Consider the following 13,751-nt stretch of genomic DNA (forward strand, 5'->3'; position numbering starts at 1 on the left):
CGCATGCCACAGGAGAACCGCATGAACACCCGCATTGCCCGCACGCTCGCGTTCGCCGCGCTCGCCGCCGCATCGTCGGCCTACGCCGGCGACCTCTCGCCGAAGGACACGCAGTTCGTCACGAAGGCCGCAGTCGCCGGTCTCTCGGAAGTCGAGCAGAGCAAGCTCGCGCTCGAACGCTCCGCGAACCCGAAGATCAAGAGCTACGCCGACAAGATGGTGACCGACCACGGCGGCGCGAACCGCAAGCTCGAAAAGCTCGCGCAGGAAAACGGCTGGATGCTGCCGAGCGCGCCCGACGCCGATGCCAAGGCGAAGATCGACGCGCTCGCGCAGACGCAGGGCGACGCGTTCGACCGCCAGTACGCGCTGAACATGAAGGCGGACCACGATGCCGCGGTCGCGCTGTTCCGCGATGCGGCCAAGAACGCGGATGCGTCCGCGCTGCGCGGCTTCGCGACCGATACGCTGCCGACGCTCGAACAGCATCGCAAGGAGTCCGGCGAATTGCCGCCGGCGGCGCGTCGCAATTAGGAAAGCCAAGGAAGGGGGCGAGGCGACTGCGCAGGCGCTGCCGGCGTAGTCGCCTTCGTCACGGCCTCGGTTTTGCGTTCGCCATCGCGTCCTCGCGCGCGAGCAGCGCGCGCATGAGTTCGATTTCCGCCTGCTGCGATTCGACGATCGACTCGCACAGCCGCTGCGCGTCGCGCGTGGCGAGCGACGCCCGCTCGCACATCAGTACCGCGCCGGCGTGGTGCGGAATCATCGATTTCAGGAACTGCCGGTCGCCGATGCCCGTCTGTTCGCGGATCGCGAACCAGAATCCGGCCGCCAGAACGATGCCGAGTACGGCGAGTGCGACGTTGAGCTTTTTGTTCGGATACATCGCGGCCATCAGTGCGAGTTCGATCACGAGCATCGGCGCCGCCATGAGACCGGCCATCCAGACCTGGTTGAGATTCGGCACCGCGTTCGCGTACCGGTCGACCATCGCGTACATCAGCACGAACATCGCGACGAACGAGAGCGCGACCATCGCCGCGAGCCGCGCGTAAGGATTCATGCCGGCGTGCCGGCTGCCGGTGTGGCGCGTCGCGGCGGCATGCGCGCCGTCGCCCGCGTGCGTTGTCGCAGTCATCGTCGTGCTCCTTTGCGGTCTGTCGTCCGGGCCATTCCGCCGATCGCGCCGCGAAGGCGCGATCGGCTTTCGGCGACCGGTCAATGCGGCTGCGCCGTACCCTGCAGGAGTTCGCCGGTGGCCCGCGTGTCGCCCGCGCTGGAGATGTTCGCGAGCGAGACGAAGCCGACGAGATTCTTGGCGCGGTCGACGACCGGCAGGCGCCGCACGCCCAGATCGGACATGTTGCGCGCGACGTCGTCGACCTCGTCGTCGTCGTAGCAGTACTTCACGCCGCTCGACATCACTTCGCGCAACGGCGTGTCGATCTGCCAGCCTTCGGCGACGGCGCGCACGACGATGTCGCGGTCGGTGACCATGCCGATCAGCTTGTCGTTCTCGCTGACCGGCACGCTGCCGATGTCTTCGCGCTGCATCATCAGCGCGGCGGCGCGCAAGGACGCGTTCGCGTCGAGAACGTGGACGTTGCGGCTCATTACGCTACGGATCTTCATGGCGCTTCTCGCTTGGCGTCGCCGCTGCGCGGCGGGGAGTGTCAGGCGGGTTTCGCGTGTCGCTTCCCGCATCGAATGCAGCTATCAGGATTCGTGCCATGCGTGCCGCGCCGAGCGCATGCGGCACGACGACCAGCGTGGCCGCGAACCGCGGGCAATGCGCACGAGGCGCGGGCCGCGATGCTCAATCTGCACGAGGAGCCGACCGTGCCGGATCGCGCTCGCATGCGCACCGCAAGCCGTGCGTCGGGATTCCGCCGTTTTAGATGTTGGTATTTTGTTAACAAGTAAACGAAGGGTGAACCCGGCGCCGGCATCTGACGGCGAAGCCGATCGGCCTCGCCGCGCGGGCATGCATCGTGCTGCACCTCAAGCGCCGACCCGGCAATCCCTGAAGGAGACGATGATGAAATCACTGCAAAGCCTGCTTGCGATCGCGCTGTTGTCGGCGGGCACCGCCGTTCTGGCACAGCAGGAAACGCCGCCGTCGGCGAAGAACCCCGCGACCAATCCGGTCGGCACTCCGACGCCGACCGATCCGCCGCGCGACGCGACCACGCCGCGCACGATGACCCCGCCGGCCGCGACGATGCCGATGAAGTCGTTCGAACAGTACGACACGAACGGCGACGGCACGATCAGCGCGGCCGAGTTCAGTCCCGCGAACGCGAAGGGCATGACGATCGCGCAGATCGACGCGAACGGCGACGGCAAGCTCTCGCGCGACGAGTGGAACGCGCACAAGAAGGCCAAGGAAGATACGCAGCGCAAGTGACGGGCCGGAGCGACTCATGAGATCGACATCGTCGCGCATCGTTGCCGCGGGCGTCGTGCTCGCCGCGCTCGCCGGTTGCGGCGATCGCGCGACGTTGTCGGCGCGGCAGGACGTCGGACCGAACCCGACGCTGCCGCCCCCGAATCCCACGCTGATTCCCACGCTGAAGATCGCGCCGGCCACCGGCTGGCCTGACGGCACGGCGCCGAGGCCCGCGGACGATCTCGCGGTGCGCGCGTTCGCGACCGGGCTCGACCATCCGCGCTGGCTCGCCGTGTTGCGCAACGGCGACGTGCTCGTCGCCGAGACGAACGCGCCGCCGCGCCCGGACGACGGCGGCGGCATCAAGGGCTGGTTCAAGGCGCGCGCGATGAAGAAGGCCGGCGCGGCGACGCCGAGCGCGAATCGCATCACGCTGCTGCGCGACGCGAACGGCGACGGCGTCGCCGAAGTGCGCGAGGCGTTCATCGAAGGCGCGAACTCGCCGTTCGGCATGGCGCTCGTCGGCGACGCGCTCTACGTCGCGGCGACCGACGCGCTGCTCAAGTTTCCGTATCGCGACGGCGACACGCGCATCGCGACGCGAGGCGAGAAGGTCGTCGATCTGCCGGGCGGCACGTTGAACCACCACTGGACCAAGAACGTCGCCGCGAGCCCCGACGGCAAGCGGCTGTACGTGACGGTCGGCTCGAACAGCAACGTCGCCGAGAACGGCATCGAGGCCGAACGCGAGCGCGCGGCGATCCTCGAAGTCGATCCGGCGGCGAAGACGTACCGCGTATTCGCGAGCGGCCTGCGCAATCCGAACGGCATCGCGTGGACGCGCGACGGCGTGCTGTGGACCGTCGTCAACGAACGCGACGAAATCGGTTCGGATCTCGTGCCGGACTATCTCACGTCGGTGCGCGACGGCGCGTTCTACGGCTGGCCGTACAGCTACTACGGACAGCACGTCGACGAGCGCGTGAAGCCGCCGCGGCCCGATCTCGTCGCGCGAGCGGTGGTTCCTGACTATGCGCTCGGCGCGCACGTCGCGGCGCTCGGCCTTGCCGCCGCGGACGGCGCGCGCCTGCCGGCACGCTACGCCGACGGCATGTTCGCCGGCCTGCACGGATCGTGGAACCGGCGTCCGCCGAGCGGGTACAAGGTGATCTTCGTACCATTCTCCAACAATAAACCGTCCGGCGAGCCGATCGACGTGCTGACCGGTTTTCTCGACGAGGCGGGCAACGCGCGCGGCCGGCCGGTCGGCGTCGCGATCGATCGCGCGGGCGCGCTGCTCGTCGCCGACGACGTCGGCAACGTCGTGTGGCGCGTGACGGCGCGATAGGCGCGAGTCGCTACGGATTGGGTTTCAGAAACGAGAACATGGCCGCTTTCCGGAACTTGTCGGATACGTCGCCGTGCAGGTCGTCGTTGCCGACGACCGTGATCCTGCGCACCTCGTCGCCGTCGAACGTCAGGCGGCGAAAGTCGATCCAGAACACCTGCGGGCTCACGACGCTGTCGAAGTAGATGAGGCCCTTGCCCGGATCGGTGACGGTGCGCCAGATCGTCGTCGATTCGTCGGCGCGATCGGGATCGTCGACGAACGGGCCGGCGACGTTGCGCATCGCGGCCATGAGATACGCGACGGCTTCGCGCTGGGTCTCGGGCCTGGGCAGGTGCTGGCGATAGTACGCGCCGCGGATGAAGCGGTCGGACGCGGTGTACGAACCGGGCAGCGACTTGCCGCCCTTGAAGTCGTACTGCTTGAGGAGTTCGAGCTGCTTGTCGTACGTCGGCTCGTTCGTCATCACGGTGTAGCGGCGGTCGTGGTAGATCTTCATCTGCCCGTCGACGACCTCGAGGATCGCCGAGTCGCCCGTGGCGTCTTCCATCGCCAGATGCACCGTGATGCGGCCGCCGGAAGGCTCGTTCGCGTCGAGCAGCTGGTAGTCGACGGTTTTCCACGCGTCGACGGCCGATGCGACCGTCGGGAAATTGTCCAGATAGTATTGCGTCCACATCGAGACGCTCAGGCCGGGCCGCTTCGTGTCGCGCGGGCCGGGCTGCATCGAACCCAGGTACAGCATGTGGACGACGAGTCCCTTTTCGTTCATGCCGTCGGCGGTCGCCATGTCGTAGGCGGTGATGGCCACGCTGCCGTATTTGCTGGTCCACGACAGCGGCTGCGTCGGCGCCAGCCCGTTGCGCGCCATGCCGCGCGGCAGCAGCCACAGATTGGTTCCCATGTCGTCGGACCAGTCCATGTTGCGGCCCACGAGCGTGCCGTAGCCGTTGTCGTTCCACAGGATGCGCGAGCAGGACAGCGCCGGCGCGGCCGTGACGAGGCCTGCGACGATCAGAATCGCCGAAAGACGAAATGCATGATGTTCCCCTTGTCGCCGTCTGGAGAAGCGGGCGTTGTGCAGATTAGCCGTCGAACTGCGCAGTCGGCGTGAAGAGGACGTCGATGCGCCCGTTTGCCGTTCGTTTTTTTCAGCGCACGGATGGCTTCACGGCGTCTGCGGCGCCGGTCCGGGCGTTTCCGGCGCGAAGCGAAAGTCGTCCGAATTTTCGCCGAACCAGTCGTTGCGGGCGCTGTCCTGCCGCCCGTACTGCACCGACAGGCCCGAGGGGCCCGAGTCCTGGAAGTAGTCGAGCGCGAGTTCGTGTTCTCCCGCGTTCAACCGGATGCCGCAGGTCTGCACCGACAGCGCGCGCGGCCGCGGATCGGCGCAGACCGGGCGGTTGTCGATGCGCAGCGAGAAACCGTCGTCGCTGCCGACGAGAAACCGGTAGTCGCCGTCGCGGGCGACGGCGAATCGTTTGCGCAGACTCAGGAAGACATGTTCGGGATAGCCGATGTCGCCGAGTTCCGGATGGCGCAGACGCCCGTCGTGCGACAGATCGAGGCGATCCACGAACACCGTTTTCGATTCGACGATCCGGCGCGCCTGGTCGAGATGGGCGATGGGGCCGGCATTGCGCTCGATCACCAGACGCAGCACCGGCTCGACGTGCGCCGGCCACATCGCGCGCACGAGCGCGGCGGCGACGATCAGCAGCAGCGCGGTCGTGATCCGGTCGCGGCGGGCCTGGTCCATCAGCGCACCGGTTCCAGGCCCCAGACGTCGAGCCACTGGCGCTGTTCCATCTGCGACGCGGTCAGCGGCATGCCGTAGGTCAGCGGCGCGAAGTAGGCGAAACCCAGCGCGACGATCGCCAGGAGCAGCAGCAGGTTGATGCGCGGATGCCGGCGTCCCGCCGCGAGGCCCTCGCCGAACAGCAGGTTCCAGACGACGGCGAGGTTGGCGACGCCGAACAGCAGCGGCACGAAGTAGTGATAGAGGTACATCACGCGTTCGATCTGCAGGATCGCGACGAAGTAGGCGAGGTACAGGCTCGTGAACAGTGCCGACCAGTAGAAGTCGCGCGACGCGGCGGCGCCGTGACCGAAGACCGTGCGTGCCAGCACCAGGCTGACCGACAGCACGATGCCGCCGAGCACGCCGAACCACACGACGGGATTGGGCACGAGGTACGTGTATTCGACATAGGCGACGCCGTCGACGACGTCGCGGTTCCAGCGGTAGTTGATGGTCTTGCCCCCGAGCGGCCATCGCGTGGCGTGGCTGCCGTTCTCGCCGGGCTTGCACACGTCCAGGCGCGGCACGCCGTCGGCGTACTCGGCCATGTAGCGCAGGTGGTCGCGCAGCCCGGCGGCGAATCCGGACGCGGTCCAGGTGGTGCCGTCGCGCAGGTGTGCAAGATACGCCGGCGATGCCTTGTAGGTCTGGCCCGGAATCACGACGGTCGACGTCGCGATGAACACGTAGAAGCTGCCGAAAAACACCAGCAGCGCCGGCACGCAGAACGCGGCGACCGCCGCCGGCAGGCGCCGCGCCGCGGCGAGCGGGCGGGACGCGGGCCAATGTTCGGCGAGAAACAGCGCGACGGGCAGGAGCAGCAGCACGGCGCTGTTGACCTTCACGGCGATCGCGAGGCCCACCAGCGTGCCGAGCCCGGCATAGTGATACCAGCGCACCCGGCGGCCGGGACGCAGGCTCGCGGCGAGCACGCAGATCGCGCCGAGCGCGAACGCGAGCTGGATGCCTTCGAGCATGCCGGCGCGCGCGTGCACGACGAGCGCGTTGTCGAGCGCGGGAAACGCGGCGAAGACGAAGGCGAGCAGCCGATGCCCGGTGATCATCGCGAGCGACGCGTACAGCAGCATCACGGCGGCGATCATCGACAGCACCGAGGCGAGCCGCACGCCCGCGAACGAATAGTCCGGCGGCAGTTGCGCCTGCTGCACGCGATCGGCGCGGAGGAGGGCGCCGGTGTCGCGCCCTTCGTTGCGGCCGAGCGCGGCTTCGCCCGCGGCGATCAGCATCTTTCCGAGCGGCGGATGCGATTCCATGAACATCACGCCGTCGATGATTTTCTGCGCCGACGCGACGTGGTAGTTCTCGTCCCAGAACAGCGACGTCGGCAGCCAGTAGCGCGTGCCGAGAGTCGCGACCGACAGCGCCAGCAGCAGCGCCGGCGCGATCCAGCCGTACCGGTTCGTTCGACTTGCCGATTCCCGCAGATTCGCGTCGCTGCCGCTCGTTGCCGTCACGCTTCACCTGATCGATGGGGACGCCTGTTTCCGGACTAGACAGGACGGTGGTCGGCGTCTTCGCTGCGCTGCAGATTGACACCGGTGCCATTAGTCGTCAACGTCGCCGCCGCCGGGAATCCAGCGCGTCTGGGCCGGAGGTTTCGTGCGGTCTGGGAGGGCTGACATGATCCAATCGCTATCCACGGGAAACGGTGGCGGCCGGCGTACCGGTGCGCTCCGGCGGATCTTGCCACCCGGTTCGCGCGCGCCGACCGAGCGACCCGCGCCGCCGTTGTCGCCGCTGCCGCACCGGGGTGCGGCGCTCGCCACCGCGCGTCATTTTTTGTCCGCGTGTGACACCGGTGTCATCACGCATACGGCGCGCCACCGATGGCGATCGCCGTGAGGCCGGATCGCCACGCGATCCTGGCCGGTAGTTCATCGATTCGATAGTCGGCCGGTCGCCTCGCGGCGATCGCGGCCCGTCACGCTCTTTCCGGGGGTCTCATGACTGTTGTGAACTCGCTGCGACGCGCCGCCCGAGCGGTCGCGATGTCGATCGCCCTGCTGGCCGCCGCGCCCTTTGCCGCATGCGCGCAGGCCAACGTCCCGTTCGCCGAAACCTTCGATTCGGCCACGACCGCCACGTTCCTGACCGCGGGCTACCGTGCGCTGCCGGGCGATCCGGCGAAGCCGATGTACGTCGCCGTCAGCGGCGGCAGCAACATCGTCGTGACGCCCGGCGGGCAACTGAGTCTGACCAACGGCCGCTTCACCGTCGGCAACACGGATACCAGCGTCTCGACGACCGCCGCCGTCGCGCCGCCCGGGATCTTCGACCTGAGCCAGCAATACACCGTGTCGTTCTGCGTGGTGTCGAGCGCGGGCGCCGGCAATTTTCAGATCTACGTCAACAACAACACCACGGGCGCCGCCAATTCGCCGCTCGGCAACGCCTCGCGCATCGCCAACCTCGCGGTAACGGGGCTGACCGCGGGAACCGTCCAGTCCGTGACCTCGACCGTCGGCACGCCGACCGCGTTCCTGCAGCTGCGCGCCGAAAGCAGCGCGCAGATCGTCATCGACAACCTGCGCATCGACTACGGCGCGACCGGCAGCGCGACCTGTCCGCCGCCGGGCCAGGCGCAGCTCACGCTCGATCCGGCGGACACGACGTGGACCGCGCTCGCCGGCGGGGCCGGCCGCGTCGTCACCGTCACCGCCGTGACGGCCGGTGGCGGGCCGGACACGTTCAGCGTGGCGTCGAGCCATCCCGCCGTCGTCGGCGCGGTCGCGAACGGCAATGCGGTGACGTTGAGTCCGATCGCGCCGGGAACGGCCACGATCACGTTCACGAGCGGCTCGGACCCGGCCGTCCAGAAAACCGTCGCGGCCACCGTGCTGGCCGAATCGACGACCGTCTACGATCTGACCGGCGTGGCATCGCCCGCGGCGCTGGCCGTCGGGATACACGCCGATACGCGCCTGCGCCTGCAGTTCGATTCGCCGCCGACCCTCGGTACCGCGGGCACCGTGCGCATCCAGCGCGTCAGCGACGGCGCGATCGTCGACACGATCCCCTTGACCGGCGACGTGGATGCGCTCGGCTATCCGGGCCAGGACCGCGTACGCGTGGTCCGCCGCGAGGCCGTCGCGGTGGCGGGCAACGTCGTGACCATCGCGCCGCACAGCCATGCGCTCGCCTACGACACCGAGTACCGCGTGCTCGTCGACAACGGCGCGATCGTCGGCGCCACGCTGCACGGCACGGCGTTCGACGGCATCGGTCCGAACGCCGACTGGCGCTTCACCACGCGCGGCGCGCCGGTCGCGTCCGCGCATCTCGTCGTCGACGACGACGGTCCGGCCGACTTCCGCACCGTGCAGGCGGCCATCGATTTCGCCGTGCAGCAGTTCCCGGGCGACGCGCCGGTCGCCATCCACATCGGCAACGGCAGCTATCGCGAGCTCTTGTACCTGCGCGGCAAGCACCGTCTGTCGCTGATCGGCGAGACGCGCAACGGCACGGTGCTGCACTACCGCAATTCCGAGGCCGTCAACGCCGGTACCGGCGCGAGCCGCGCGCCCGGACCCGGCGCGGCCAACGGCGGGCGCAGCGTCTTTCTGATCGAGAACGCCGACCTCCTGACGCTCGAAAACCTCACGCTGCGCAACACGACGCTGCGTTCCGCGGCGGCGAGCCAGGCCGAGACGCTCTACTTCAACGGCGACGGCACGCAGCGCCTGATCGCGAAATACGCGCGCTTCCAGAGCGAGCAGGACACGCTGCAGTTGAAATCGTACGCGTGGATCTACCGCAGCCTCGTCGAGGGCAACGTCGACTTCATCTGGGGCGCCAACAAGGTCAGCCTGTTCGAGGAAAGCGAAATCCGTTCGGTCGGCGACACGAACAATCCGAGCCAGGGCGGCTACGTCCTGCAGGCGCGCACGGTCGCGGCGAGCGACAAGGGCTTCGTCTTTCTCAACAGCGCGCTCACGCACGGCCCGGGGCCGGGGCCGCTCGCCGGCGACGTTCCGCCGGGCACCGCGTATCTCGCCCGCAGCGGCGGCAGCGCGGCGTATTTCGACAACGTGGTCTTCATCAACACGCGCATGGACGGCCACATCGCTCCCGTGGGCTGGGCCTCGGCCGGCGTCAACGGGCAGCCGGCGCCCAATCCGGCGGTGCCGACCGCGACCGCCGGCTGGCGCGAATACGGCAGCACCGATCTGTCGGGCAATCCGATCGACCTTGCGAGCCGCATCGGCGGCTACACCTTGCAGCCGGCCGAAGTCGCGGCGGAATTCTCCACGCGTACACAAATATTCTCCGCGTACGGCGGCGGCGCCGGATGGGATCCGCTCGACGACGGCATTCCCGACGACCGGCTGTTCGCCGACGGCTTCGATCCGCCGGCCGCGCCCGACGATCACCTGCCGTTCACCGAGAACTTCGCGAAAGCGACGGCGGGGGCGGGCAGCGGCGGCAGCATCAGCAGCTTCTGGTCGGCGGCTTACCGCGCGATTCCCGGCCAGCCGGACACGCCGATGTACACGATGACCGGCGGCGGCAGCGGTCTCTTGGTCACGCCGGAAAAGTCGCTGTCGCTGACCGGCGCGCGATTCACGATCGGCAATACCGTGCCGACGCAGACGAGCAGCGCGACCGCCGCGCCGCCGGGCGTCTTCGATCTCGCCCAGCCGTATACGATTTCCTTCTGCGTGCTGTCGCGGTCGGCCACCGGCTTCTTCTACGTCTACGTCGACAACAACACCACGACGTCGGCTAACTCGCCGCTCGGCGCGGCGTCGCGGCTCGGCGAGTTCCCGGTCGCGGACATGGTGCCGGGCACCGTGTACGCCGTGACCGGCAACGTCGGCACGGCCGCGTCGTTCCTGCAGCTGCGCACCAACAGCGGCACGACGCTGGTGCTCGACAACCTGCGCATCGACCGCGGCACGGCGGCCGGCGCCACCTGCGAGGGCGCGGGCGATCCGGGCAGTTCGTCCAGTTCCAGTTCGTCGAGCAGTTCTTCCAGCAGCAGCTCTTCGAGCAGTTCGTCGAGCAGTTCCAGTTCGTCGTCGTCCAGCAGCGGGCCGGGCACGCTCACCTGCGAGGTCGCCAACACGGTGCCGGGATTCGCGTCGCTCGGCCCGGGGACGACGGGCGGCGCCGGCGGCCGCGCCGTCACCGTCACCACGGGCGTGCAACTGGTCGACGCGCTGGCCGCCCAGGTCGGCAATCCGCAGCCGCTGACGATCTTCGTCGACGGCGTGATCGCGCCGGCCAACAGCGGCAGCGTCAGCAAGTTCGACGTCAAGGACATGGCCAACGTGTCCATCATCGGCCGGCCGGGCTCGCTGTTCGACGGCATCGGCATCAAGATCTGGCGCGCGAACAACGTGATCGTGCGCAACGTGACGATGCGCTACGTCAACATCGGCGACAAGGACCAGATCAGCATCGACGGCCCGTCGGCCAACATCTGGATCGACCACAACGAGTTCTACAACTCGCTGCTGGTCGACCAGGATTTCTACGACGAACTCGTCAGCGGCAAGGGCGACATCGACAACATCACGATTTCGTACAACTACCTGCACGACAGCTGGAAAACCTCGCTCTGGGGTTCGAGCGACACCGACAGTTTCAACCGCCGCATCAGCTTCATCGGCAATCGCTGGGACAACGTCATGTCGCGCCTGCCGCTGTTCCGCTTCGGCGAAGGCCACGTGCTCAACAACTACTACCACAACGTCCAGCGCACGGCGGTCAACTCGCGCATGGGCGCGAAGATCCGCATCGACAGCTCGCACTTCGAGGATTCCACCAACGTGGTGATCTCGCAGGACAGCAGCCAGATCGGCTACTGGGATACGAACGGCGACAATGTGTTCCAGAACGTCACCTGGACCACGCTGCCCGAGCCCAACTGCACCACCCATCCGTGCGCGTGGGGCAACACGCCGGGCACGGTGCAGAACGGCGGGCAGATCGCCTCGACCGTCAGCTACGTGCCGCCGTATTCGTATACGACGATACCCGGCGCCGACGTGCGCGCGCACGTGCTCGCCAATACCGGTACCGGCAGGATCGATGCGTGCCTGCCGCAGCCCGGCGGCGGTTCGTCGAGTTCGAGCAGTTCGTCGAGTTCCAGCAGTTCGAGCAGTTCTTCCAGTTCGAGCAGCTCGTCGAGTTCGTCGAGTTCGAGCAGTTCGGCCGGCGCGACGATTCCGTTCGCCGAGGACTTCGACGCGGCGACCACCGCGAGCTTCCGCACGGCGGCCTACCGGTCGCTGCCCGGCTTGCCCGCGGTCGAGATGTACTACGCGCTCGGCGGCGCCAGCGGCATCACGATCGCCGGCGGCAGTCTCGGTCTCGCCGGCGCGCGGTTCTCGATCGGCAGCACGCAGCCGGGCGTGCAGTCCACGACCACGACGTCGCCGCCCGGCATCTTCGACCTGAGCCGGCAGTACACGGTGTCGTTCTGCGTGCGCGCGGCTTCCGGCAGCGGCAACCTGCAGGTGATGGTCGACAACACCACGACGAGCGCGGCAACGTCGCCGCTGGGCTCGGCGTCGCGCATCTACGGCAAGGCGGTCGGCAGCCTCGTCGCGGACAGCGTGGAATCGGTGACCTCGACGACGGGCACCGCGACGTCGTACTTCCATATCCGCACCGAGAGCAGTGCCAACGTCACGCTCGACAACCTGCGCGTGGACTACGGCGCGGTCGGCAGCGCGTCGTGCGCGGGCGGCTCGGGATCGTCGTCGAGTTCCAGCAGCTCGTCGAGTTCGTCCAGTTCGTCGAGTTCGTCCAGCTCCAGCAGTTCGAGTTCGTCGAGCGGCAATCCCGTCGATGCCGCGCTGCTGCCCGTCGGCAACGTGCTGCCGCCCGCGATGGGCGTGCGCACGTACTCGGCGCCGACGACGAACCTGTCGTTCGTGGCGGTGCCGCCCGTGCCGGTACATGTGAACCATTACCAGAATCTGCCGTCCGACCCGACCGGCGGCGTGCTCGGCTTCGAGCGCGCGACCGCCCCGGCGGACGGATGGCATGCCTGGTCGGAATACGGCCCGGTGATCGTCACGGGCGGGTCGGCCGCGGCGCCGAACCGCGTCTATACCGTGTACACGAAGGAGCAGTTGATCGCGGCGCTGCAGGAGGCCGGCAACGAGCCCAAGATCGTCCGCGTCGTCGGCGTGATCGACTTCCGCTTCACCAACGGCGTGTACGAGGAGTACACGAGTTTCGCCGACCAGCACCAGGGCGGCACGGTCGTGATTCCGTCCAACACCACGCTGGTCGGCATCAACGGCAGCGACGGAACGCCCGCGCGCTTCGCCGGAACGCAGATCGCGATCGGCCGCGAATTCTCGCCGTTGCACGCGAACTCGCCGGCGAACCCCGAACCGAAATCCAACTACGAGGCCTGGGTTGCCCACGGCGGCCTGCCCGAGGAGTATCCGGGCTGGACCCGCAACGTGATCGTGCGGAATCTCGCGATCGAGAATCCGTGGGACGTGAATCCGGGCTCGGCGGATTCCGAGTTCGACGGCATCGTGGTGTCGTGGGCGCAGCAGGTGTGGATCGACCACGTCACCGTGGGACCCGGGCAGTACGACGGCACGTACACCGCGACGCGGCGCGACGGCTCGCTCGACATCGTGCGCGCGTCGAACTACGTCACCGTGGCGAACAGCCGCTTCGAGACGAGCGACAAGACCAACCTGATCGGCAACGGCGACAGCGGCCGTGCCTGGAGCGATCAGGGCCGGCTCAAGGTGACCATGACGGGCAATCACTGGTACTTCAACCAGTCGCGCATGCCGCGCGTCCGCTACGGGCGGGTGCATTTGTACAATAATTTCTACGAGGGCAGCGTGGCGTCGGTGCCGAACCGGAAGTGGGGCAGCGGCATGGCCGTGGGCACGCAGGGCGACATCCTGGCGCAGGGCAACTACTTCCACGTGCTGGGCGTGAAGATCAACGCGAGCAACGAGATCTGCGGCAAGCTGGTGCAGCACCACGGCGGCGGCGCCGGCTTCCGCGGCCAGGGTCTGTGGTTCCGCAGCGACGATGCGTCGGCGCTCGTGCCGCAGCTCGTCGACAGCTATCTCGCGGGGTGCGACGGCCTGCCGCTCGGCAGCTGGCAGCCGCCGTACGGCTACGCCGTGAGCGCCGATCCGCCGGCCTTGGGCGCAACCGTTCCGGCGGCGGCCGGCGCCGGAAAGCTGCCCTGACGGACCGGTACG

Annotated in this window: 9 protein-coding genes; 4 read left to right on the forward strand and 5 right to left on the reverse strand. The window is 68.1% G+C overall.

What is annotated here, in order from left to right:
* Positions 1 to 21 precede the first annotated feature (21 nt).
* Entirely contained in the window at positions 22 to 534 is a 513-nt protein-coding gene (locus OD750_RS26520) for a DUF4142 domain-containing protein (RefSeq protein ID WP_263542616.1), read from the forward strand.
* Positions 535 to 592: 58 nt separating this feature from the next.
* Here the strand turns inward: OD750_RS26520 and OD750_RS26525 are convergent, their stop codons facing one another.
* Positions 593 to 1,138 (reverse strand): DUF305 domain-containing protein, encoded by a 546-nt coding sequence (locus tag OD750_RS26525; protein ID WP_263542615.1) that lies wholly within the window; start codon positions 1,136 to 1,138, stop codon positions 593 to 595.
* An 80-nt stretch (positions 1,139 to 1,218) separates the two neighbouring features.
* Positions 1,219 to 1,632, reverse strand: coding sequence for a CBS domain-containing protein (locus OD750_RS26530; RefSeq protein ID WP_263542614.1), 414 nt, complete (start codon positions 1,630 to 1,632; stop codon positions 1,219 to 1,221).
* A gap of 406 nt (positions 1,633 to 2,038) precedes the next feature.
* Here OD750_RS26530 and OD750_RS26535 point away from each other — a divergent pair, with 406 nt between their 5' ends.
* Both OD750_RS26535 and OD750_RS26540 read left to right on the forward strand, forming a co-directional pair.
* A complete protein-coding gene (locus OD750_RS26535) occupies positions 2,039 to 2,407 on the forward strand; it encodes an EF-hand domain-containing protein (RefSeq protein ID WP_263542613.1) in 369 nt (122 codons plus the stop codon).
* A gap of 16 nt (positions 2,408 to 2,423) precedes the next feature.
* Positions 2,424 to 3,737, forward strand: coding sequence for a PQQ-dependent sugar dehydrogenase (locus OD750_RS26540; protein ID WP_263542612.1), 1,314 nt, complete (start codon positions 2,424 to 2,426; stop codon positions 3,735 to 3,737).
* 10 nt (positions 3,738 to 3,747) lie between these two features.
* On the opposite strand, the gene OD750_RS26545 is transcribed toward OD750_RS26540, so the two are convergent.
* From OD750_RS26545 to OD750_RS26555, 3 genes are all read right to left on the reverse strand, one after another.
* Positions 3,748 to 4,842, reverse strand: a complete 1,095-nt coding sequence (locus OD750_RS26545) for a linear amide C-N hydrolase (protein WP_336407590.1) — start codon at positions 4,840 to 4,842, stop codon at positions 3,748 to 3,750.
* Between the two features lie 63 nt (positions 4,843 to 4,905).
* Positions 4,906 to 5,496 (reverse strand): PA14 domain-containing protein, encoded by a 591-nt coding sequence (locus OD750_RS26550; RefSeq protein WP_263542611.1) that lies wholly within the window; start codon positions 5,494 to 5,496, stop codon positions 4,906 to 4,908.
* Positions 5,496 to 7,013, reverse strand: coding sequence for a phospholipid carrier-dependent glycosyltransferase (locus tag OD750_RS26555; protein ID WP_263542610.1), 1,518 nt, complete (start codon positions 7,011 to 7,013; stop codon positions 5,496 to 5,498). Before OD750_RS26555 ends, OD750_RS26550 begins: the two co-directional genes overlap by 1 nt.
* A gap of 534 nt (positions 7,014 to 7,547) precedes the next feature.
* On the opposite strand from OD750_RS26555, the gene OD750_RS26560 reads away from it, so the two are divergent.
* Entirely contained in the window at positions 7,548 to 13,739 is a 6,192-nt protein-coding gene (locus tag OD750_RS26560; protein ID WP_263542609.1) for a pectinesterase family protein, read from the forward strand.
* Positions 13,740 to 13,751: the final 12 nt, after the last annotated feature.

It is taken from the genome of Tahibacter soli (genome assembly GCF_025717065.2).
Classification (GTDB): Bacteria; Pseudomonadota; Gammaproteobacteria; order Xanthomonadales; family Rhodanobacteraceae; genus Tahibacter; species Tahibacter soli.